Origin of the sequence: Bradyrhizobium sp. AZCC 1588 (assembly GCF_036924735.1) — a bacterium.
GTDB lineage: Bacteria > Pseudomonadota > Alphaproteobacteria > Rhizobiales > Xanthobacteraceae > Bradyrhizobium.
This window is the reverse complement of the sequence record NZ_JAZHSC010000001.1, coordinates 5460878-5482302: the sequence shown is the minus strand read 5'-3', so window position 1 is coordinate 5482302 and position 21425 is coordinate 5460878. Positions and strand designations below refer to the sequence as shown.

The 21425-nt window shown below is 62.6% G+C and carries 21 protein-coding genes; 9 read left to right on the top strand and 12 right to left on the bottom strand.

The features are described 5' to 3' along the window. Positions 1-27 precede the first annotated feature (27 nt). The 4 genes from V1277_RS25450 to V1277_RS25435 are packed head-to-tail and all read left to right on the top strand — an operon-like array spanning position 28 to position 4412. Positions 28-999, top strand: coding sequence for an ABC transporter permease (locus tag V1277_RS25450; protein WP_334418671.1), 972 nt, complete (start codon positions 28-30; stop codon positions 997-999). Further along, positions 996-1835: an ABC transporter permease gene (locus V1277_RS25445; RefSeq protein WP_334418670.1), complete on the top strand. Its 840-nt coding sequence runs from the start codon at positions 996-998 to the stop codon at positions 1833-1835. Before V1277_RS25450 ends, V1277_RS25445 begins: the two co-directional genes overlap by 4 nt. Then, positions 1832-3445, top strand: coding sequence for an ABC transporter ATP-binding protein (locus V1277_RS25440; protein ID WP_334418668.1), 1614 nt, complete (start codon positions 1832-1834; stop codon positions 3443-3445). Before V1277_RS25445 ends, V1277_RS25440 begins: the two co-directional genes overlap by 4 nt. A 31-nt stretch (positions 3446-3476) precedes the next feature. Beyond that, a complete protein-coding gene (locus V1277_RS25435) occupies positions 3477-4412 on the top strand; it encodes a 2-hydroxyacid dehydrogenase (RefSeq protein ID WP_334418666.1) in 936 nt (311 codons plus the stop codon). 367 nt (positions 4413-4779) lie between these two features. Here V1277_RS25435 and V1277_RS25430 read toward each other — a convergent pair whose 3' ends face one another. Genes V1277_RS25430 through V1277_RS25415 form a run of 4 tightly spaced genes read right to left on the bottom strand, consistent with a single transcriptional unit; the run spans position 4780 to position 8630 of the window. Next, the gene (locus tag V1277_RS25430) at positions 4780-5670 is read right to left on the bottom strand and encodes an alpha/beta fold hydrolase (RefSeq protein ID WP_334418665.1); all 891 of its coding nucleotides are present in this window, start codon (positions 5668-5670) and stop codon (positions 4780-4782) included. A gap of 29 nt (positions 5671-5699) precedes the next feature. Next, on the bottom strand, positions 5700-6749 hold the full coding sequence (locus V1277_RS25425) for a hydroxyacid dehydrogenase (protein WP_334418664.1): 1050 nt from the start codon (positions 6747-6749) through the stop codon (positions 5700-5702). Then, the gene (locus tag V1277_RS25420; protein WP_334418662.1) at positions 6746-7660 is read right to left on the bottom strand and encodes an amidohydrolase family protein; all 915 of its coding nucleotides are present in this window, start codon (positions 7658-7660) and stop codon (positions 6746-6748) included. The genes V1277_RS25425 and V1277_RS25420 overlap by 4 nt, the downstream gene beginning before the upstream one ends. Before the next feature lie 4 nt (positions 7661-7664). Next, positions 7665-8630, bottom strand: a complete 966-nt coding sequence (locus V1277_RS25415) for a Bug family tripartite tricarboxylate transporter substrate binding protein (protein ID WP_334418660.1) — start codon at positions 8628-8630, stop codon at positions 7665-7667. A 177-nt stretch (positions 8631-8807) separates the two neighbouring features. Between V1277_RS25415 and V1277_RS25410 the strand changes: the two genes are divergently transcribed. From V1277_RS25410 to V1277_RS25400, 3 genes are all read left to right on the top strand, one after another. Next, the gene (locus tag V1277_RS25410; RefSeq protein WP_334418658.1) at positions 8808-9362 is read left to right on the top strand and encodes a decarboxylase; all 555 of its coding nucleotides are present in this window, start codon (positions 8808-8810) and stop codon (positions 9360-9362) included. A gap of 7 nt (positions 9363-9369) precedes the next feature. Beyond that, on the top strand, positions 9370-9984 hold the full coding sequence (locus tag V1277_RS25405; protein ID WP_334376339.1) for a thiamine pyrophosphate-dependent enzyme: 615 nt from the start codon (positions 9370-9372) through the stop codon (positions 9982-9984). Between the two features lie 76 nt (positions 9985-10060). Then, positions 10061-10414, top strand: a complete 354-nt coding sequence (locus V1277_RS25400; protein ID WP_334418657.1) for a VanZ family protein — start codon at positions 10061-10063, stop codon at positions 10412-10414. Between the two features lie 162 nt (positions 10415-10576). Here the strand turns inward: V1277_RS25400 and V1277_RS25395 are convergent, their stop codons facing one another. From V1277_RS25395 to gcl, 4 genes are all read right to left on the bottom strand, one after another. After that, positions 10577-10960 (bottom strand): DUF1236 domain-containing protein, encoded by a 384-nt coding sequence (locus V1277_RS25395; RefSeq protein ID WP_334418656.1) that lies wholly within the window; start codon positions 10958-10960, stop codon positions 10577-10579. 129 nt (positions 10961-11089) lie between these two features. Then, positions 11090-11977 carry a 2-hydroxy-3-oxopropionate reductase gene (locus V1277_RS25390; protein ID WP_334418655.1) on the bottom strand — a complete coding sequence of 296 codons (888 nt, stop codon included), beginning with the start codon at positions 11975-11977 and terminating at the stop codon, positions 11090-11092. Positions 11978-12004: 27 nt separating this feature from the next. Beyond that, positions 12005-12790, bottom strand: a complete 786-nt coding sequence (hyi, locus tag V1277_RS25385; RefSeq protein ID WP_334418653.1) for a hydroxypyruvate isomerase — start codon at positions 12788-12790, stop codon at positions 12005-12007. 17 nt (positions 12791-12807) lie between these two features. Further along, a complete protein-coding gene (gene gcl, locus V1277_RS25380; protein ID WP_334418652.1) occupies positions 12808-14607 on the bottom strand; it encodes a glyoxylate carboligase in 1800 nt (599 codons plus the stop codon). On the opposite strand from gcl, the gene V1277_RS25375 reads away from it, so the two are divergent. Then, positions 14606-16060, top strand: a complete 1455-nt coding sequence (locus tag V1277_RS25375; RefSeq protein WP_334418651.1) for a tetratricopeptide repeat protein — start codon at positions 14606-14608, stop codon at positions 16058-16060. The two genes, gcl and V1277_RS25375, sit on opposite strands and share 2 nt — an antisense overlap. Before the next feature lie 31 nt (positions 16061-16091). On the opposite strand, the gene V1277_RS25370 is transcribed toward V1277_RS25375, so the two are convergent. After that, positions 16092-16343, bottom strand: coding sequence for a PepSY domain-containing protein (locus V1277_RS25370; protein WP_334418650.1), 252 nt, complete (start codon positions 16341-16343; stop codon positions 16092-16094). Between the two features lie 169 nt (positions 16344-16512). Between V1277_RS25370 and V1277_RS25365 the strand changes: the two genes are divergently transcribed. After that, the gene (locus V1277_RS25365; RefSeq protein WP_334418649.1) at positions 16513-17931 is read left to right on the top strand and encodes an APC family permease; all 1419 of its coding nucleotides are present in this window, start codon (positions 16513-16515) and stop codon (positions 17929-17931) included. 7 nt (positions 17932-17938) lie between these two features. Here V1277_RS25365 and V1277_RS25360 read toward each other — a convergent pair whose 3' ends face one another. The 3 genes from V1277_RS25360 to V1277_RS25350 all read right to left on the bottom strand — a co-directional run bounded on the left by V1277_RS25360 (position 17939) and on the right by V1277_RS25350 (position 21295). After that, complete coding sequence (locus V1277_RS25360) at positions 17939-19000, bottom strand: ketopantoate reductase family protein (protein WP_334418647.1); 1062 nt, start codon at positions 18998-19000, stop codon at positions 17939-17941. Positions 19001-19232: 232 nt separating this feature from the next. Continuing rightward, positions 19233-19997, bottom strand: a complete 765-nt coding sequence (locus tag V1277_RS25355) for a Crp/Fnr family transcriptional regulator (RefSeq protein ID WP_334420450.1) — start codon at positions 19995-19997, stop codon at positions 19233-19235. A gap of 449 nt (positions 19998-20446) precedes the next feature. Next, entirely contained in the window at positions 20447-21295 is an 849-nt protein-coding gene (locus tag V1277_RS25350) for an IclR family transcriptional regulator (RefSeq protein ID WP_334418646.1), read from the bottom strand. Positions 21296-21425 lie beyond the last annotated feature (130 nt).

Genomic DNA, 21425 nt, shown 5'->3' with positions numbered 1-21425 from the left:
CCGCGCCTCCAACGCAAGCGACTGCCCATGATCTCCTTCATCGCCCAGCGGATCGCGAAAGCCATCGTCGTCCTTCTCGCGCTTGTCGTCATGAACTTTTTCCTGATCCGGATGGCGCCGGGCGATCCGGCGGTGGTGATGGCGGGCGAAGCCGGCGCGGGCGACCAGCTCTTCATCGCCCAGCTCCGCGAGAAGTTCGGCCTCGACCAGCCGCTGCCGGTGCAACTGTTCCTGTATGTCAAAGGCATCCTCAGCCTCGATCTCGGATTTTCGTTTCGCCAGCAGATGCCGGTCTCGAAGCTGATCCTCGATCGCCTGCCGGCGACGCTGTTGCTGACGGGCACCGCATTCGCCATCTCGCTCGCGTTCGGCATCCTGTTCGGCGCATTGGCCGCGCGCTTTGCTGGCACCTGGGCGGATACCGCGATCACGGTCGCGGCGCTGATCTTCTACGCCACCCCGCTGTTCTGGGTCGCGCTGATGGCGATTCTGTTGTTTTCGGTCACGATGGATTGGCTGCCGAGTTTTGGTTACGAGACGGTCGGCGCGGGCTACACCGGCCTTGCGCATGTCCTCGACGTCGCCGCCCATCTGATCCTGCCGGCGACGACGATCGGGCTGTTCTTCATGGCGACCTACGCCCGCATGACGCGCGCCTCGATGCTGGAGGTTAGCCGGCTCGACTTCGTCAAGACCGCGCGCGCCAAGGGCCTGTCTGATACCGTGATCCAGCGCCGTCACGTGCTGCGCAACGCGTTGTTGCCGGTTGTCACTTTGGCCGGCCTGCAGGCCGGCACGCTGGTCGGCGGCGCCGTGCTGACCGAAACCGTGTTCGCCTGGCCCGGCATCGGCCGACTGATGTACGAGGCGCTACTGCAGCGCGACTACAATCTGTTGCTCGGCGTCTTCGTCGTCTGCTCGGCCATGGTGCTGGCCTTCAACCTGATCACGGACCTCGTCTATCGCTCCGTCGATCCCCGCATCGAGTTCGCCGCATGAAACAGGTTTCGCGAATGCTGTTGCGCAATCCCGGCGGCATGATCGGCATCATGATCCTCATCGTTGCGGTGACTGTCGCCCTGATTGGCCCGCTGCTGTTTCCGACCTCGCCGTGGCGCATGGTGCAGCGGCCGTTCCTGCCGCCGTTCACGCTTGCCGGCTTTCCGCTCGGCACCGATGTGCTCGGCCGCGACGTGATGGCCGGCATCATCTACGGTGCCCGCGTCTCGCTGCTGGTCGGCCTGATCTCGACGCTGGCCTCGCTCGCGGTCGGCATTCCGCTCGGCGCGGTGGCCGGATACTTCGGCGGCAAGATCGACGATGCCCTGATGCGGTTCACCGAGTTCTTCCAGACCGTTCCGAGTTTCGCGCTGGCGATCGTGCTGGTCGCGATCATGCAACCGTCCATCGTCTCGATCGTGGCCGCCATCGCCATCGTGAGCTGGCCGCCGGTGGCGCGGCTAGTGCGCGGCGAAGTGCTGTCGTTGCGCACACGCGAATACGTCCAGGCGGCGGTCGTGACCGGCCAGACCAACTGGTGGATCATCTGGCGCGAGATCCTGCCCAACGCGCTGTCGCCCGTCATCGTGCTGGCCTCGCTGATGGTTGCAACCGCGATCCTCCTGGAGTCCTCGCTCTCCTTCCTCGGCCTCGGCGACCCCAACCTGATGTCGTGGGGCTACATGGTTGGCGCCGGCCGCACCGTGATCCGTCAGGCCTGGTGGATCACCGTATTCCCCGGCATCGCAATTCTGGTTTCGGTGCTGGCGCTGAACCTGATCGGCGAAGGCCTCAACGACGCGCTCAACCCTCGCCTCACCAAGGGAGGGCGATGAGCATGACCGTCGTCGTCAAGAACCTGAAGCTGGCGTTGCCGCCGGGCGGTGACCGTGCCCACGCCGTGGACGACGTTTCGTTCGATCTCACCGCCGGCAAAATCCTCTGCGTGGTCGGTGAATCCGGCTCCGGCAAATCGATGTGCGCCCATGCGCTGATGGGACTGCTGCCGGATACGGTGACGGCGGAATCCGGAGAGATTCTGTTCGAGGGAAAGAACCTCTTGGCGCTCAGCCCGGCGGAATGGCTGGCGTTCCGCGGCCGCGGCATCGCGATGGTGTTCCAGGAGCCGATGACGGCACTCAATCCATTGATGCGCATCGGCGAGCAGATCGCCGAGATGTTCGAGGCGCATGGCCTATTGACGCCGAAGGAGCGGCAGCAGAAAGCACTCGCCTTGATCCGCGAAGTCGGCCTGCCCGATCCCGAGCGCGCGGTGCGCGCCTATCCCCATCAACTGTCCGGCGGCCAGCGCCAGCGCGCGATGATCGCGATGGCGCTGGCGCTCGAGCCGGCCCTACTGGTTGCCGACGAGCCGACGACGGCGCTCGATGTCACGACGCAGGCGCAGATTCTTAAATTGATCCGCGACCTGCAGCGCCGCCGCAACATGGCGGTGATGTTCATCACCCACGATTTCGGCGTCGTCGCCGAGATTGCCGATCGCGTGGTCGTGCTTCAGCACGGCAAGGTCGTCGAACAGGGCACTGCCGACGACGTGCTGCTCCGCGCGCAACATCCCTATACCCGTGCGCTGCTCGCCGCCGTTCCCACGCTGCAGCCGCCGCAGCGGGCGCTTCTGCTCGACCGCAGCAAGGCGGTGGAAGTGATCGGGCTTGGCAAGACTTATGTCAGCGGCGGCGGCTGGTTCCGCAGCGAGCGCCGCGTGCAGGCGGCCAAGGACGTCAGCTTCGACATTTTTCGCGGCGAGACGTTGGGCCTGGTCGGCGAATCCGGTTCGGGAAAATCGTCGGTCGCGCGGCTCGTCATGCGCCTGATCGAACCCGACGCCGGCACCGTCCGCATCGGCGATGTCGATCTCACCCGGATCGGCGGCAAGGCTTTGCGCGAGCAGCGCCGTCGAATCCAGATGGTGTTTCAGGATCCGTTCGCTTCCCTCAATCCGCGCCGCAAGGTCGGCAACATCATCACCGATGGGCCGATTGCGCATGGAGTCGATCCGGCGACAGCGCGAAAGCGCGCCGGCGAGTTGCTCAGCCTTGTCGGCCTCAACGCCAGCGCGATGGAGCGCTTTCCGCATGAATTCTCCGGCGGGCAGCGGCAACGCATCGGAATTGCGCGGGCGCTCGCGCTTGACCCGGAAATCCTGGTCGCCGACGAGGCAGTGTCGGCGCTCGACGTCTCCGTTCAGGCGCAGGTCCTGGACCTCCTGGAAGATCTGAAGGCCCGCCTTGGCCTGTCGATGCTGTTCATTACTCACGATCTGCGCGTGGCCGCGCAGATTTGCGACCGCATCGCCGTCATGCAGCAAGGCGCGATCGTCGAGCTCAAATCCGCATCGCTCCTGTTCGCGGCCCCCGAGCATGCCTACACGCGCGAGCTGCTTTCCGCGGTACCCGGGCAAACGTCGTCGTCCAAGGCTGCATGAACAAGGCAGCATGAACAAGGCCGCTTGAACGATGCGTTGTGTTCTCGTCAGCAAGAGCCTCGATCTCCGCTTCTATCTCGGCCCGCAATTCATGCGCGCCGCAGAACGCATCGAAATCGTCAGCCACCCCCACGATGGTCCGGCAACGGACGTGCGGCTGGCGGTGGCCTGGCATCCGCCGGACGACGCCTTCGAGCGCTACCCCAACCTGCAGGCGGTGTGCTCGATCGGCGCCGGCGTCGACAACATCTTGGCATGTCCCAGCCTGCGCCCTGATGTCGATGTGATCCGTGTCGTCGATCCGGCGCAGGCGCAGATGATGTCGGGCTTTGTTGCCTGGCACGTGATCGGCCATCAGCGGCGCTTTGCAACCTATCAGGCGCAGCAACGCGAGGAACGCTGGCAGCGTCTCGGCCAGCGCCGGGCGCAGGACGTGGCGGTCGGCATTTTGGGCTTTGGCCAGATTGGCCGCCGGGTCGCCGCCGATCTCGCTTTGCTCGGTTTTCCGGTGATGGCGTGGAGCCGGACCGCGAAGCCGACGCCGCAGGGCGTGCGCAGCTTCCATGGCGCGGCGGGCCTCGAAGCCATGCTCGGCCAGACCGAGGTTCTCGTGAACCTGCTACCACTGACGCCGGAGACAAAAGGCATTCTCAACCGCAAGACATTCGCCCGAATGTATCGCGGCAGCTACCTGATCCAGGTCGGACGCGGCGAGCATCTGGTCGAAGCCGATCTGCTCGCCGCGCTGGAGGACGGGCAATTGGCCGGCGCTGCGCTCGACGTCTTCGCAACCGAGCCACTGGCGCCGCGCCATCCGTTCTGGCGGCATCCCCGCATCGTCGTCACGCCGCACGATGCCTGCGAGGTGAGCGTGGAAGCGATCGGCGCGACGTTTCGCGCGACGGCGGAAGCGATACGGGCCGGCCGCCGGCCACCGCACTCGATCGACCGTGAACGGGGCTATTGAGGACCTGCTCGTCCAGCGCCTCGATCAGGCGCTGACAGCGTCAGACGTGATTTCGGAGCAGCGAAGGACGCCCGCGCCTCAAGCGCCGGCGGACGGCAAGCTGGCGGCGGCAATGGCCACGATTTGGGAAAGCCGGCGCCCGATCCGGGAGGACGCCCTGCTCAGCAATGAACGAACCTGTCGCATCTCTTCGTCTTTCCCTGTGCGCCGGGGGGCAAGGCGCACAGGGAAAATGGTCTCAGGCCGCTAGCTAGTCGAGATGTCAGGGAAAATAGCAACGCCGGCTTCGTCCGGAGGCCGTCCGGCAGTGGAATTATTGCCGCAATCAGCTCGCCCGCGGATGAAATTTTCTCCCCAGATTCTGACCTCAGAGTCCGGTGATTCCGCTATCGACCGCCAGCTCAGCCTCTGGCGCCCCGAGAAACCGTCGCAGCGACGCCAGAACCACATCGAGCCGGTCATGATGGAGCCAGTGCCCGGCGCCCGCGATCTTTTCCAACTCGGCGCTCTTGAAATGCGCGAGCAGGCTGGCGGGATCGGGGAGAAAGCTTTCGTCGCCCCACATCAACAGGGTCGGACAGGTGATGCGCGACCATAGGGCGGCATAGTCGTCCGGCGACAGCCGGTATGGCGCCCGCGCCCGCTGATAATGATCGAACTTCCAGCGATAGAGGCCGTCGGAGCCTTGGCGGACACCGTGGCGGGCAAGATGCAGCGCCAGTGCCGATGTCAGCCGTTTGTTGCGCGTGGACAACCGCTTCGCCGCCTCCTCGATCGTCCGGAACGTGCTCTCTTGATGCTCCGAGATGCGGTCGAGCTGGTCGATCCAGCGCGACATCTGTTCGTGGAACGGCACGCGTTGGGAGCTCGACAAAAAGGCGCCGTCGAGCACCGCCAATTGCGATACCCGCTCGGGATAGGTGCCGGCATAGACCAGCCCGACCATCCCGCCCATCGAATGACCGACGATCGCAGCATCCTGCAGTTCAGCGAAACGCATCAGCCGGTTGAGGTCATAGACATTGTCGGAAAGGGCGTAGCTGCTTCCCTTCGCCCATTCGGAATCGCCGTGTCCGCGCAGATCGGGAGCCATGACGTGGAAGTGGGGCTGCAGTGCCTGCGCAATCGCGTCCCAGCTACGGCAATGATCGAGCCCGCCATGGACCAGGATCAGAGGCGGCGCGGATTCATTGCCCCAGTCGACATAATGCAACCGCAGCCCCTGGGACTCGTAAAAGCGGTCTTCCGGTTCGGCCATCGTGGATCGTCCCTCGCGGAGGTGATGGCCTATTTCGGCGCAAATCCGAACGTCCGCTCGAAGCGCTTGGCGTAGTCGGACCACACCTCGGGATTGACGATGCGCGGCGGTCGCTTGCCGTCGAGCGCATCGAGAATTTGTTCGGCGGCGATCCGGCCCATGTTGATGCGCGCTTCCCTGGTCACGCCGGCCGTGTGCGGGCTCGCCAGCACATTGTCGAACTGCAGCAGCGGATGCTCCGGCGGGGGCGGCTCCTTGTCCCAGACGTCGAGGCCGGCTCCCGCAATGCGTTTGTCGCGCAACGCCTCGTACAGCGCCTCCTCATCGTGAATGAAGCCGCGCGCCGTGGTGATGAAGAAGGCGTGCGGTTGCATCAGCGCGAACTCGCGGGCGCCGATCATGCGGCGATTGTCCTTGGTCAGGGGACAGGAGATAGAGACGAAATCCGAGCGGCGCATCAGATCGTGAAGCTCGACCTTTTCGCCACCGCGGGCGGCGATTTCTTCCGCGGTCAGATAGGGATCGTAAGCGATCACCTTCATATGCAAGAGGCCGTTGCAGAGCTCGGCGATACGGCGGCCGACATTGCCGATCCCGACGATGCCCACCGTCTTGCCCTGCACTTCGTTGCCGATCAGCGCGTTCCGATTGACATTGGCCTGGCGGCGCAGCGCGCGGTCGGATTCGAGGATGCGCTTGGACAGCGTCAGCATCATCCCCAGCGCATGTTCGGCGACCGAATTGGCGTTGCCGCCGGACTGGTTGACCACGAGGACGCCGGCCGCTGTGCAAGCGTCAACGTCGACGGGGTCGAAGCCCGCGCCGTTCGAGGAGACGATCAGGAGGTTCGGCGCCCGCCGCAACAAATCCTGGTCGACATGGAAATGCCTGGCGATCTCGTCGCGCGCCGCGCCGACCTGATAGGCATGTGCCGCCGACAAGATCGGCGCTGCGATGGCATCCGGGGTTTCGTTCTCAAGCCGGTCGAGCCGCACATCGACGCGGGCTTTCAGGATATCGATATAGATCTCGTGGGCGAGATATTTGACGTAGAACACGCGCTTGTTGTTGACGGTCATGTTTCTTGGCAACTTTCAGTTCGGAAACCGTAGAGTTTGGCGGGATTGGCGACGAGGATGCGGTGCTGCGTCGCCTTATCAGGCGTCCACGTCTGAAACAACTCGAGCAGGTGCCCGGCATCCGGCATTTCGCCCTCGACACGCGGATGCGGCCAGTCGCCGCCCCACACCAGCCGCTCCGGATTGGTCTTCACCAGCGCTTCATGAAACGGCCGCGCATCGGGATAATCAGGCGCGTTCTGGCTGAGGCGATGCGCGCCCGACAGCTTGGCCCAGCACCAGCCTTCGTCGACGGCGCGCAACAAGCTCTGGAATCCCTCCGTCCAGATTCCGGCGCGGGCGTCGGTGCGGCCCATATGGTCGATCACGACCGGCAGCCGCAGCGTTTTCAGTAGCGGTATCGTCTGCGGCAAATCCTTGACGTCGATCCACAACTGCAGATGCCAGCCGAGTTCGGCCATGAGCGGCGCAAGTTTCTCCGCTTCGCTCAACGGAACGCCGCCGCGATAATGCAACTGCCCACCGCGAAAGAAGTGGTTGAAGCGCAAGCCACGGACGCCAAGCGCATTCCACGCGCGCAGATCGCCTGGCGATATTTCGGCGTCGGCCACCGCGACGCCGCGCAGGCGCTGCGGTTGCCGCTTCAGCGCATCGAGCATCGCCGAATTGTCGCGGCCGTGCGCACTGCCCTGCACCAGCACGCCGCGCGCAAAGCCGATCGCATCGAGCATGCCGAGGTATTTTTCCAGCGGCGCGTCCGGCGGCGTGTAGCTGCGATCGTCCGCATAGGGGAAACGATCCGCCGGTCCGAACACATGCGCGTGCGTGTCGCAGGCGCCTGGCGGCAACGGCACGCGCGGACGGGTGACTTCGCGTGGCGGCAGGCAGGCCGGAATTATTGGAGGCGCCACGTTATTATTCCGCTTTCATTCCGGCGGCCTTGATGATCGGCCCCCATTTCTCGTAGTCGGCACGGATTTTGGCATCGAATTGCTGCGGCGTACTGCCGATCGGCTGGGCGCCGAGTTTGGCCAGCCGCTGCTTGACCGCGTCCGTGTTCAACGCCGCGACAAAATCCTGCGAGAGTTTGGCCAGCACATCCGATGGCATTCCGGCCGGTCCGAGCAGGCCCCACCAGACGCCGGTGTCATAGCCCGGCACGGTCTCGGACATCGCGGGTACATCAGGCAGGAACGGCGCGCGCGCAGCCGTGGTGACCGCGAGCGCGCGAAGCGTGCCGGCCTGGAGCTGTCCGACCGATTCCGGACCGTTGTTGAACGACATCGGAACCTGTCCGCCGAGCAGGTCATTGATCGCAGGCGCGCCGCCCTTGTAGGGGATGGCGGTGAGATCGACCTTGGCCAGGTTCTTCAAGAGCTCGCCGGCGAGATGCGTCGACGTACCGTTGCCGGCATGCGCAAACGACAGGCTTCCAGGTTTGGCTTTTGCCGCCCCTATCATCTCGGCCAGCGTCTTAAAGGGAGAGTCCGCTCTCACCAGCAGGATATTGGGTGACGACGCCAGCAGCGAAATCGGCGTGAAATCCTTGAACGTGTCATAGGGGATCTTGGAATACAGGAACGGATTGGTGGCGTGGCCGCTCGCCACCATGATCAGGGTGTAGCCATCAGGCGGAGCGGTTGCGACCGCCTGCGAGGCAATCACGCCACCGGCACCCGGACGGTTCTCCACCACAACCGACTGCCCCCATTGCTTGGAGACGACATCGCCAAGCGTGCGCGTCAGGACATCGACACCGCCACCGGCGGGATAAGGCACGAAAACATGCACGGGCCTGGACGGAAACGTCTGGGCGAATGCGCCGCCGCATACGACATGCATGGCCGCCGCAACAGCAGCGATCCGGAACCACCTGCCCATAGCGTCCCCTCCCGATATTTTTCTTACTTATCTCACATCGTCGCATGCCGAGTGTAGCGCCGCGCGGCGCAGAGCCGGATACGATCGGGACATGTTGACAATCCCGCCGATGACGTCAAGTTTCGCCGCTCCAGGGATGAGCGCGAACGAAAGACGTCGCGGGTTAAGGAGACCAAAATGGCGGTTGCGGAGGAAAAAACCTCGCCCGAAACCTCTGACAAGAGCTGGCACGGTATCGTGCTGCAATCCCTCAAGCGCAACGATATCCGCCTCGTCCCCTACGTGCCCGACCGCGTCCTGACGACGCTGATCAAGAACCTGCACGCCGATCCCTTCTTCACGACCTTCCCCGCGGCGCGCGAAGAGGAAGCGGTCGGCATCGTCTCCGGCGCCTGGATGGGCGGCATGCGCGGCGCGGTGCTGATGCAGACTTCGGGATTCGCCACTCTGGCAAACGTGCTGGCGTCGCTGGCGATCCCCTATCAGATCCCGCTGATCATGTTCGTGTCCGAACGCGGCACGCTCGGCGAGTTCAACTACGGCCAGTCGCTGGTGTGCCGCACCATGCGGCCGGTGCTGGACTCGCTTGCGATGGAGCATCACACCGCGACAAGGCTCGACGAGTTCGAATTCATCGTTGACCGCTCCATCAAGCAGGCCATCAGCACACAGGCACCGGTGGCCCTGATCCTCTCGCCGCTTCTGACCGGCGGCAAAGTCTTCGACAAGTGAGCGACTCATGAACAGCGCCAACGATACCCCTGCCCGCAATACCAAGGTCATGAACCGCTTCGACCTCACCTCGCGGCTGATTGCGAAGTTGAAGAACGAGGAAGCCGTGATCGGCGGCATCGGCAACACCAATTTCGACCTGTGGGCCGCCGGCCACCGGCCGCAGAATTTCTACATGCTCGGCAGCATGGGTCTCGCCTTCCCGATCGCGCTCGGCGTCGCGCTCGCGCAACCGAATCGACGCGTGTTCGCGCTGGAGGGGGACGGCTCGCTGTTGATGCAACTGGGATCGCTCTCGACGATCGCGACATTGGCGCCCAAAAATCTCACCATGATCGTGATGGACAACGGCATCTACCAGATCACCGGCGCACAACCGACGCCGGGTGCCGCCGTGGCCGACATCGTCGCCATCGCGGTCGCGAGCGGCCTCGCCAACAGCGCCTGGGCGGCGGACGAAGAGGACTTCGAGCGCCTGATCGAGCAGTCCATGTCGGCCGCGGGCCCGGCACTGATCGGCGTGCGCATCGACGACAAGCCAGGCGTCGGCACCACCCGCCGCGATCCCGTACAGATCCGGGAGCGCTTCATGCACGGTATGGGCGTACGGGAGCCGCTCTGAGGGGCGATTAACCACAGACATCGCCAATGCCGTGTGCATGGGATGGCCGGCACGGAAATCGTGCTATGCCATTCCGATGACGATCATCCTTCGACTATTCGCCTGGGGCCTTGCCGCGGCAATCGCCTTCGTAACACTCGGTCCGGCGGAACAACGGCCGCATTCAAACCTCGGGCAGAACGGGGAGCATGCGCTTGCCTTTGTGCTGCTCGGACTCGCCTTCGGATTGGCCCACACGCGCAACCGGTTGCACACGGCGTCCTTCGTCATCGCTTACACCGGCCTGGTCGAGATCCTGCAGTTCTGGGCGCCTGGCCGGCACGCCCGCCTGGAAGACTTTGTGGTCGACGCGCTGGCGGCATCCGTCGGGCTTGCGGCTAGTATGGTTCTCGACTGGAAGATCAGGCGATCGCGCCATAGCGCATCCTGACAAGAAAAATCCTCGCGGGACGATCGCCCGCGAGGATGGCTCGGTAAAAGCTGCGTTCGTTAGAGCGTTTTCCAGCGAAGTGAACACCGGTTCGCATCAAGAAAACGCGTCAAGACAAAAATCTAGAGCCCGGTTCTGATTTCAATCAGAACCGAAACGGCTCTAGTCGAGAACCCTGACGACGCGGCGCGTGCGCGGCTCCACGATCACGCGGCGATCGTTGACCACCGCATAGCGGTATTCGGTGTATCGCGGCACCGGACGCAGTTGGACGGTCGGCGGCAGCGGCTCGCCCACCACCACATGCTCACGAACCACGACAGAACGGTCTCGTGGGACGGAATTGATCACGGCGTTCGGAATTTCCACGGCCGCGCCAAGCGCAGCACCCACCGTGCCGCCAACGATAGCGCCGACCGGGCCACCGACTTCAGCGCCCGCGGCGGCGCCGTCCGCGGCGCCTTGCGCGGTTGTCGATTGAGCGAATGCCGCGCCAGAGGTCAGCAACGAAGCCGCAATCAGTGAAACGGCCAAACGATTATTCATCACATTCTCCAGTAAATTGATGATGTGTCTCAACCACGGGAGGCGTGAGAAGGTTCCGGTTCCAATGCGGCAGCAAAAAGGGCCGCGCCGAAATTTCGGCGCGGTTCCAGTCACAGGGAGAAACAGAGATCAGGCTTTCGCGATTTCGTGGCTTGCCATCATTTCGAGCGCGCGCACCATTCCCGAATGGTCCCATGCCTTGCCGCCATGAGCGGTGCAGGCGCTGAACAATTGCTGGGCCAGCGCCGTGCTCGGCAAGGAGAGGCCGAGCGCACGCGCGCCCTCCAGCGCCAGATTGAGATCCTTCTGGTGCAGCTCGATACGAAAGCCGGGCTCGAAATTGCGCTTCACCATGCGCTCGCCATGCACTTCGAGAATTCGCGACGATGCGAAGCCGCCCATCAGCGCCTTGCGCACCAGCGCCGGATCCGCGCCGGCCTTCGATGCAAACAATAGCGCCTCGCCGACGGCCTCGATCGTCAGCGCGACGATGATCTGGTTGGCAACCTTGGTGGTCTGCCCGTCGCCATTGGCGCCGACCAGAGTGACGTTCTTGCCCATCTTGTCGAACACCGGCTTCATCGCGTTGAACGCGCGCTCCGGTCCGCCGACCATGATGGTGAGGCTCGCCGCCTTGGCGCCGACTTCGCCGCCGGAGACCGGTGCGTCGAGATAATCGGCGCCGAGCGCCTCCACCTTCTTGGCAAACTCCTTGGTGGCGAGCGGCGAGATCGAACTCATGTCGACGACGATCTGCCCCTTGGAGAGCCCCTCGGCGACGCCGCCGGGCCCGAACAAGACCGCCTCCACATGCGGCGTATCAGGCACCATGATAATGACGACGTCGGCCTTCTCGGCGACTTCCTTGCCCGATTTGCAGACTTCGCCGCCTGCTGCAACAAGCTCTGGTGCAATGGGTCCGACATCGTGCAGGAACAGGCGATGGCCGGCGACCTGGAGATGGCCCGCCATCGGGCGCCCCATGGTGCCGAGGCCGATAAAGCCGATATCGATCATTTCAACTCCCCTTACTTCGTTTCTTGTTTAGGTATCGGCCGTCAGCGCCGCGTGCCAACCAAGGCCCTCGACCGTCGTCGTCCTCGGCTTGTATTCGCAGCCAATCCAGCCGCGATAACCAATAGCGTCGAGATGGCGGAACAGGAAGGGATAGTTGATCTCGCCGGTGCCGGGCTCATTGCGGCCGGGATTGTCGGCGAGTTGCACATGGGCGATGCGCGGCAGATGCTTTTGCAGGCTTCGCGCGATGTCGCCTTCCATCACCTGCATGTGGTAGATGTCGTATTGCACGAACAGATTGCTCGAGCGCACATCGGCCATGAGCTGAAGCGCCTGTGCGGTCTTGTTCAGGAAAAAGCCGGGGATGTCGATGGTGTTGATCGGCTCGATCAGGAGTTTGATCTGCTGCTTGGCGAGCGCGTCCGCCGCAAAGCGCAGATTGCCGATCAATGTCTCGTTGAGATCGGTCGCATCAGCATCGTCAGGCGTGATGCCGACCAGACAATTGAGCTGGCGGCAATCGAGCGCCTTGGCGTAATCGATGGCGCGTCCGACGCCGTCGCGAAATTCGTCGACGCGATCAGGCAGGATGGCGATGCCGCGCTCGCCGGCTGCCCAGTTGCCGGCAGGGAGATTGTGCAGCACCTGGGTCAGGCCGTGCTGGTGCAACTGCTCGCGCAGATCGGCCTTCTCGAAATCATACGGGAATAGATATTCGACCCCGTTAAATCCTGCCGCCTTGGCGGCCGCAAAGCGATCGAGGAACGGCTGCTCGCCGAACAGCATGGTGAGATTGGCGGCAAATTTCGGCACGATTCATTCTCCTCGCGTTATGCCGGCAGCAGCTTGCCGGATTGCGACGCGCTCGGTTTGGCCGGCGTGTCGTCCAGCGGCAGATCGAGCACCTCCTCGAATTCGACGATGTTGTCGATCTCGGTGCCCATCGAGATGTTGGTGACCCGCTCGAGAATGAACTCGACCACGACAGGCACCTTGAATTCCGCCATCCATTCGCGTGCGGTCGCGAACGCCGCCTGCGCATGGTTCGGATCGGTGACGCGGATCGCCTTGCAGCCGAGCCCCTCGGCGACTGTGACATGGTCCACGCCATAGACCCCGATCTCGGGTGCGTTGATGTTCTCGAAGGAAAGCTGGACGTGATAGTCCATGTCGAACCCGCGCTGCGCCTGGCGGATCAGCCCGAGATAGGAGTTGTTCACGACGACGTGGATGTAGGGCAGCTTGAACTGCGCGCCTACCGCAAGCTCCTCGATCAGGAACTGGAAATCGTAATCGCCCGACAGCGCGACGATCTGGCGCGACGGATCGGCCGCACGCACGCCCAGCGCCGCCGGCAGTGTCCAGCCGAGCGGGCCGGCCTGCCCCGCATTGATCCAGTTGCGCGGGCCGTAGACACCAAGGAATTGCGCGCCGGCGATCTGCGACAATCCGATCACGCTGACGTAGCAGGTATCGCGTCCGAACGCCTTGCTCATCTCCTCATAGACGCGCTGCGGCTTGATCGGCATGTCGTCGAAATGGCTCTTGCGCAGCATCGTGCGCTTGCGGTCCTGGCATGCCGCCGGCCATGCCTGCCGCTCCCTCAGCTTACCGGCCTTGCGCCACTCTCTGGCGACCGAGACGAACAATTCCAGCGCCGCCTTGGCGTCGGAGACGATGCCGAAATCGGGATTGAACACGCGTCCGATCTGCGTCGGCTCGATATCGACATGCACAAATTTGCGGCCCTTGGTGTAGGTCTCGATCGAGCCGGTGTGCCGGTTGGCCCAGCGGTTGCCGATGCCGAGCACGAAGTCGGATTGCAGCATGGTCGCGTTGCCGTAGCGGTGGCTGGTCTGCAAGCCGACCATGCCTGCCATCAGCACGTGATCGTCGGGGATAGCGCCCCACCCCATCAGCGTCGGCACCACCGGAACGTTGACCGTCTCGGCGAACTGCACCAGCAGCTCGGACGCGTCGGCATTGATGACGCCGCCGCCCGCCACGATCAGCGGCCGCTCCGCCGCATTGAGCATCTCAAGCGCCTTCTCGATCTGCTTGCGGGTCGCGGTAGGCTTATAGACCGGCAGCGGCTCATAGGTCTCGTCGTCGAATTCGATTTCCGCAAGCTGCACGTCGAGCGGCAGGTCGATCAGCACCGGCCCCGGACGCCCGGAACGCATGATGTGAAACGCCTGGCTGAACACGCGCGGCACCAGCGCCGGCTCGCGCACGGTCACCGCCCATTTCGTCACCGGCTTGGCAATCGATTCAATATCGATTGCCTGAAAGTCTTCCTTGTAGAGCCGCGCCCGCGGCGCCTGCCCGGTGATGCACAGGATCGGGATCGAATCCGCGATCGCCGAATAAAGCCCGGTGATCATGTCGGTGCCGGCCGGCCCCGAGGTACCGATGCAGACGCCGATATTGCCCGCCTTGGCGCGGGTATAACCCTCGGCCATGTGCGAAGCGCCCTCGACATGGCGCGCCAGGATGTGCCCGATCGAGCCGCGCTTCTTGAGCGCGGAGTAAAGCGGATTGATCGCGGCGCCCGGAACGCCGAAGGCGATGGTCACGCCTTCCTTCTCCAGGATCCGCACAGCCGCATCGATCGCCCGCATCTTCGCCATGTCGCGCCTCGCTCAAACAGTGTTGGCTCTGGCGGCGATCTTCGTGGCGACGAGACGCAATCTCAACGCGGGTGATTTTATTTCCCGCGGAGTGGGAGGGATCGACGAAAGGAACAATAAATCAACGGGTTACTTCCATCACGAGATGGAAATGCGCGCATTAAGAAGACTGGTTTGCTTGGCAACAATACATGCTAACGTTGTATCAGGGTTCGGCGGAAGAAATTGCGAAATGCTTTGGTTGGGAAGTCGTGAAGTGCTCGGCTCGTACGCGGACAAAAAGTTCTGGCGTTGGCATCACAGGCTTCCCCTTCAAACGGCCTCGTTCAGGCAACTGGCCTTCACCCTGCCGGCATGCTTGGTCATCATTGGTGGAATGGCTGATCCGGCTCAGGCAGAGGATCAGCAGCGACAGCGGATCGTCTCGGCCTGCCGCAGCAATAGCCCACCCTCGGCCGCGGGCAAGATTCCGGATGGGCCGCCCAAGAACAGAGAGGCAGGCCGCCTGGCCGCAAGCGCGGCTCCAGTGATGTTCGCCGGCGGCTTTGAAAAGGCGATCGAACGGTTGAACCAGGCTATCGAACTCGATCCGGACAACCCTCACTTCCGCTTGAACCGAGGTTCGGCCTACGCCGGAAACCGGCAGTTCGACAAGGCCATCGAAGACTATGATCGTGCGATAGCCATCGACCCCAGCTCTTCGCTCGCCTTTCTCGCTCGCGCAGAGGCCTATGTCAGAATGGCCGACTATGAACATGCGATCGAGGATTTCGGCGAAGCCATCAGGCTGTTCCCCGGTAACGCTCGCGCCTACCTGACGCGCGGTACTACCTACGCGAACAAGCGCGAATACGACCGGGCCATCGAAGATCTTGACCAGTCGATCAAGCTCGATCCCGAGTGCCCAACCGGCTATCTCACAAGAGCGCTGCTCTTCAAGCTGAAGGGCGATCGTGGTCGCGCCGACGCCGACTATGACCACGCGATCAAACTGGACCCGGATCCCGGAAATGCGAGGACATTCTTGCGTCGGGCCGGCGCCTATGGAGGTAAGCAAGACTACAATCGTGCCATGGAAGATCTCGGCCAAGCGTTGAAGCTTGAGCCCCGTAATGTCTATGCCTTGAACAATCGCTGCTTGTTCCGAGCGATCCTCGGCTCGTTCGACGCCGCGCTGGCCGATTGCGATGAAGCGCTGCGGATACGGCCAGACGACGCCAACATCCTCCACACCCGCGGCATTGCCTACCTCAAAAAGGGAGCGCTCGACAGGTCCATCGGCGACTATGACGCCGCACTGCGGATCGATGCGAAAAAGGCGGCCTCTTTGTACGGACGTGCAATAGCCAAACGGCAAAAGAGTGATGTCGAGGGCAGCAAGGCCGACATCTCCGCGGCGCTGGCCCTCAGACCAAACGTCGCGGACGAACTGGCAATCTACGGCATCAAGTGACTGCTTTCGCCCGCGCATGCGCGTCCGGAACTCAGTCCAGATTTTTCCGCTTCAACTTCATTTGCATGTCGAACTTGAGGTCATACTTCTTGCCGTCTGCGCAGACGGCGTCATCGACCTCAAACTGCTGGTCGTCTTCATCCATCTCGAACTTGCCTCCCGAACATCCCTCGACCTGAACCGCAGCGACAAGCTTTGCGCGCTCGTCTTCGGTGACCGCGCGATCGGCGAGCGCAGGAAGCACCGATAGGACCAGTATCGCCGTTGATGTGATCAATCGCATGATCCAAGTCCTCCTGAGATCGGCTTCGAGCCAGCCAATTGAATGCCTGTAACTGGCAATGGTTCCGGCGTTCAGCCAATTCGCACCGCCGGACCCCAGGCAGAATTATTGCACAAAGCCTTCAACTACCAGTAGACTGCGCTGGCGCCACCGATAAAAAGGACGTGCGATGACCGATGTCCCCATGAACGCGGGTACTCAATCAGTCGCCACTGAACCCAGCCTTCGTAGGGTCATGGGTCCCTGGCTGCTCTTGCTGTTCATCGTCGGCGATATTCTCGGCACCGGAATCTATGCGCTCACAGGCCAGGTGGCGAAGCAGGTCGGCGGTGTCGTATGGCTGCCTTTTGTGGTTGCGTTTGTGGTCGCCCTTGTGACCGCGTTCAGCTATCTCGAGCTGGTCACGAAATATCCAAAAGCCGCGGGCGCGGCCCTCTACACTCACAAGGCTTTCGGCATCCATTTTGTCACGTTCATCGTTGCATTTGCGGTGATGTGCTCAGGTATCACCTCGGCATCGACCGCTTCCCGGGCTTTCGCCGCGAACATGTCGAACGCAATGGGCCTCAACCTATCGGCCTTTGCCATCACGATTACCGGTCTCGCTTTCATGGCAGTCGTTGCTGCAGTCAATTTCCGCGGTGTTGGCGAAAGTCTGAAAGCTAACGTCGTTCTCACCTGTGTGGAGCTGACGGGACTGCTGATCATCATAGTGATCGGCCTTTGGGCGATCGGGTTGGGCCAAGGCGATGTCTCGCGTGTCATTCAGTTTCGTTCGACCGCTGACGGCGGCATGTTCTGGCCGGTGATTGCCGCGACCACGCTCGCATTCTTTGCCATGGTAGGCTTCGAGGATTCGGTCAACATGGCCGAGGAATGCAAGGATCCAAGTCGTCACTTTCCAAAGGTGCTGCTTGCAGGCCTTGTGATTACCTGTCTCATCTATGTCCTTGTCTCGGTCTCGGCAATCACCCTGGTGGCGCCGGAGCAATTGGGCGAAGGCGAAACACCGCTTCTGAAGGTCGTCCAACAGGGCGCGCCAAATTTTCCGATTTGGATCTTTGGATTCATCACGATGTTTGCCGTGGCCAATACCGCTCTCATCAATATGCTCATGGCCAGCCGCCTTGTGTATGGCATGAGCCGCGAGCATGTGCTTCCGCCAGCTCTCGGGAGAGTACACAGGATGCGGCGGACGCCCTATGTCGCCATCGGCTTCACGACCTTGCTGGCATTTGCCCTGATCACATTCGTCGGTGAGGTGCCGGCACTCGGAGGCACCACCGCGCTCCTTTTGTTATGCGTTTTCACGGTGGTTAACGTTGCGGTGCTGGTGCTTCGGCGCGATTCTGTAAGTCATCAGCACTTTCGCACACCCACCGTTCTGCCGATCCTGGGCGCTGTGTTTTGCGCTTTCCTCGCCAGTCCCTGGACCGGCCGTGACCCCGTTCAGTACCGGGTCGCCGGTGTCCTGATCGGGGTGGGCATCGTTCTGTGGCTCATCACGATCATGCTCAACCGGATGACCGGGATAACGAGAATAGAGCCGGATATGGAACATTTAGGTCGCGGCGGGCCCATCAACTAGACGACATTCAATTCATCCGCAGTTCCGTAATGTGCCGCGGATCGGGGCTGAGTTCGCCACGCTCCACGCGCTTGACGATATCGGTCAGCGCCGCGTTTGCCGTGCAGGCGATGCCGAGCTTCTCGCCCTCTCGCACGACAAAGCCGTTGAGGAATTCGATCTCGGTGCGGCGGCCCTTCTGCATGTCCTGACCCATCGAGGGGCGCTGCTGGGAAGACGTGCGCTTACTGTCCTTGAAGCGCTGCTCGTCGCAGATGCGCATCGCTTCCTCGTCGCCCTCGCCGGCCCGCGCGATCATCTCCGGCGGCAGATGCAATATCTCTTCAAGCTGATAGCCGTGCGCCTGCCCGACGCGGATCGCTTCGCTGCCGAGCCGGGTGGAGAACCGGCGCAGCGGATCGCTTTGCAGGATTTCTCCGCCCGGCAGGCCGGTGCAGGCCGAGAGCCCGTTGCCCATGACGTTGGCGACCAGCTTCGACCAGCGCTCACCCCAGAGATTCTCCGTCACCTTTGCGCTGTCGGAATAGCCGACCAGGCGGCAGACTTCCTCCGCCCGCGGCGTGATACGGCCGTGCACCTCGCCGGCGCGAAACACCGTGTGCGCCGCCCCGCCCTTGCCGGCGCCGCGGTGGATATGGCCGGGCTCGGGCAGGTTCACCGTAATGCTGCTGGCAATGCAGCCCAGCGTCTTGCCCCAGCCGACGATGCCGGCAATCGTCTCCTCGTTCATGCAGTTCTGCAGCGATACCACGTACCCGTCCGGCGCCAGATATTGCTGGATCAGCATGGTGGCCCAGGCGGTGTCGTAGGATTTCATGCAGACGAAGGCGATGTCGACCGGCCTCTCCTTGGCGAGCCGCTGCGCGTCCGTGACGTGGAGCGCGCGCACCGGCACCGAGAATTCCGCGACGTCCATCGCGTGGGTAACGCGCAGCCCCTGCTTCCTCATATGCTCGACATGCTCGGGCCAGGGATCGATGAACGTAACGTCCTCGCCCGCCTGCATCATATGGGCGCCGGCATATCCGCCGACGGCACCCGCTCCGACGATCGCGATCTTCCGGCCCATGCTTTCTCCCCTCGCATTTTCTTGCGTTGAATTGTTCAGCTTCCCGGGCAAATGTCCACGGCCGATCAAATTGGCATCCGGCATATTCTTCTGTACGTATTCTTTACGTACTTCATCTTGGTCTGCTTAGGAACGAATGCCGTAGCAGTAGCCAACCAACAGCATCCGGACGTTGCGATTTCTTGAGCGTCCTCGTGGCCGTCTGTAGGCGGTTATGTCAGGTTGAAAACGATCATGCACCCTGGAGTTTGTCGGCCGACGCAAAATGCGGGCGCGACCCCACGGCTTCATGGGGGACGATCCGATCGGTTGCACAACGTATGATGTCGTAGCATTCACAGGTAGCTTCCTCGAGCCGCGCCCTGTCGATTTCGACCAAGCCCCGCCGAGCGGATCTGATGGCGCCTAAGGCGCGGAGTTTTGCAATCACCTGCGTCACGGTCGTTCGTCGGACCCCGAGCAACTGCGAAAGCGTTCCCTGCGTTAATGATAGGATGTTGTTGTCCTCCGTTCGATCGTGGAGGTGAAGCAGCCACCGGGCCATGCGGGCCTCAACCGAGTGCAGTCCGTTGCAGGCTGAGACGTGCTGGAACTGCATGAGTATCGACCTCGTGTGCGCCTCGACCACATGTCTGATGGCGCCGCTCTCCATGTAGGCTGCATGAAACCGCGACACGGAGATTTGCGATGCCGTGCCGCCCACCCGCACGACCGCGGTCACGGACGACAAGAAAGAGGGTCCCAGCACTGATAATGCGCCGATCGCTCCCTCACGCCCGATTACCGCGGTTGCGATGGTTTCTCCGTTCGGAAGGCCGAGCATGAAGGAGATGGCCCCGCTATGCGGAAAGTAAACATGCTCGCGTCGATCTTCCGCTCGTATCACCACGGCGCCCTGTTCAAGCGACACCTTCTGGAGATAAGGGGCGAGCAACGCGAGGTCTGCCGGCGGCAACGCGGTGAGGAGACGATTACCGGCGCTCGCCGGACGTCCCATCACGAGAGACTTCCTCCCTCAGAAGAACACGCAGCTCTCCTGGAAAGTCTTTGGCAGGAATGTCTTCTGCGCTGCGCCGACACTAACTCCACTTTCATCCGGCTCTGAACTGCCTTCTTGGATACGATACTTGCTGGGTACCTTAACGTGCCGCGCCGGTAAAGGTAAGGCGAACCCTTGACGGGCGTCGCAGGTGATCGGGGAACCGCTCAGACACTACCCTCAGGACCGCTGGAGAGTTCCCGCCAAGCGGCCTGCCACCGGTTCTGGATGCGCGCTCCCTTGGATGAAGGAAAGTCCCTGCAAAGACCGCTTCGAAGCTATTGTTTTTCTTGCTTCGAAAATCGTTTCCGTCCCGTTTTGTTCACGGTCGTTTCAGCCAGTTCGTTGCGGCTCGCTGGAGTGAGAACAGCATTTCGTTCGACAATGTTGCTCTTCGCGGCCAAGGTTCAGCCAGCCCTCGCCACCGGCATCACGCCGCCGAGCGCCACCGTCAACTCCGCCGCCACTTCCCGCACCGTCTGGCCGAGCGACGGCAGCCGCTCGTCGGTCAGCCGGCCTGTCATGCCGGAGACGGAGATCGCGGCCAAGGGCTCGGCGCAGTCGTTGTAGACCACGGCGGCGATGCAGCGCAGGCCCATGCAGGCCTCCTCGTCGTCGATCGCAAACCCCTGGCGGCGGATTTTTTCGAGTTCCTTGAACAAATCGCTCGGCCGCACGATCGATTTTTCGGTCAGCCGCGGCATGCCGTGATGGTGGATGATCGCGCTGACGTCCTCGTTGGAATAGGTCGCCAGCACCGCCTTGCCGACGCCGGAGGCGACCATCGCGACGCGGCCGCCGACCTTGGTCAGCGAACGCATGATTTCACGGCTTTCCATACGGGTCAGCACGATGATGAATTCGTCGTCGACGACGGCGAGATTCGCTGTCTCCCGCGTCAGGTCGCGCAGCTTGCGCAAATAAGGCATCGCCTGTGCCGTGAAATTGCGGCGGCGGGCGAAGGTTGCTCCCACCGTGAAGGCGCGCGTACCGACATGCCATTTCGATTCGGTGCGATCGAACTGCACGAAGCGGCGGCTTTCCAGCGTCCCGAGCAGGCGGTGCACGGTGGAGGTGGAAAGGCCGGTGCGGATGGCGAGATCGCTGAGGCGATAGCCTTCGTCGTCTTCGGCAAGCGTTTCAATGATGGAGAGTGCGCGATCGACGGACTGGACGCCGCCGTCGCGGGCGTTCTCGTCCTGGTCCGCACCGGATTTCGGCTCGATCGCCTTGCGCCGGATCACGTCTCTCTTCATCGCGACCTGCATCCCGTCAGTCAGACAAAAGCGCTAGCCGACTCCCTCCCCGCTCTGGCGGGGAGAGGTGATCGCAAAGATGCTATCTAGAACGCCGTCATTGCGAGAAGCGAAGCGACGAAGCAATCCA

Coding starts and splice junctions, on each gene's coding strand:
- V1277_RS25415 (WP_334418660.1), bottom strand. CDS start 8,630: ATGGGCAGGTGGTTCCGGATCGCTGCTGTTGCGGCGGCCATGCATGTC.
- gcl (WP_334418652.1), bottom strand. CDS start 14,607: ATGGCGAAGATGCGGGCGATCGATGCGGCTGTGCGGATCCTGGAGAAG.
- V1277_RS25440 (WP_334418668.1), top strand. CDS start 1,832: ATGAGCATGACCGTCGTCGTCAAGAACCTGAAGCTGGCGTTGCCGCCG.
- V1277_RS25410 (WP_334418658.1), top strand. CDS start 8,808: ATGGCGGTTGCGGAGGAAAAAACCTCGCCCGAAACCTCTGACAAGAGC.
- V1277_RS25400 (WP_334418657.1), top strand. CDS start 10,061: ATGACGATCATCCTTCGACTATTCGCCTGGGGCCTTGCCGCGGCAATC.
- V1277_RS25350 (WP_334418646.1), bottom strand. CDS start 21,295: ATGAAGAGAGACGTGATCCGGCGCAAGGCGATCGAGCCGAAATCCGGT.
- V1277_RS25430 (WP_334418665.1), bottom strand. CDS start 5,670: ATGGCCGAACCGGAAGACCGCTTTTACGAGTCCCAGGGGCTGCGGTTG.
- V1277_RS25355 (WP_334420450.1), bottom strand. CDS start 19,997: ATGGGACGTCCGGCGAGCGCCGGTAATCGTCTCCTCACCGCGTTGCCG.
- V1277_RS25405 (WP_334376339.1), top strand. CDS start 9,370: ATGAACAGCGCCAACGATACCCCTGCCCGCAATACCAAGGTCATGAAC.
- V1277_RS25390 (WP_334418655.1), bottom strand. CDS start 11,977: ATGATCGATATCGGCTTTATCGGCCTCGGCACCATGGGGCGCCCGATG.
- V1277_RS25445 (WP_334418670.1), top strand. CDS start 996: ATGAAACAGGTTTCGCGAATGCTGTTGCGCAATCCCGGCGGCATGATC.
- V1277_RS25375 (WP_334418651.1), top strand. CDS start 14,606: ATGTCGCGCCTCGCTCAAACAGTGTTGGCTCTGGCGGCGATCTTCGTG.
- V1277_RS25395 (WP_334418656.1), bottom strand. CDS start 10,960: ATGAATAATCGTTTGGCCGTTTCACTGATTGCGGCTTCGTTGCTGACC.
- V1277_RS25425 (WP_334418664.1), bottom strand. CDS start 6,749: ATGACCGTCAACAACAAGCGCGTGTTCTACGTCAAATATCTCGCCCAC.
- V1277_RS25360 (WP_334418647.1), bottom strand. CDS start 19,000: ATGGGCCGGAAGATCGCGATCGTCGGAGCGGGTGCCGTCGGCGGATAT.
- V1277_RS25365 (WP_334418649.1), top strand. CDS start 16,513: ATGACCGATGTCCCCATGAACGCGGGTACTCAATCAGTCGCCACTGAA.
- V1277_RS25435 (WP_334418666.1), top strand. CDS start 3,477: ATGCGTTGTGTTCTCGTCAGCAAGAGCCTCGATCTCCGCTTCTATCTC.
- V1277_RS25370 (WP_334418650.1), bottom strand. CDS start 16,343: ATGCGATTGATCACATCAACGGCGATACTGGTCCTATCGGTGCTTCCT.
- V1277_RS25450 (WP_334418671.1), top strand. CDS start 28: ATGATCTCCTTCATCGCCCAGCGGATCGCGAAAGCCATCGTCGTCCTT.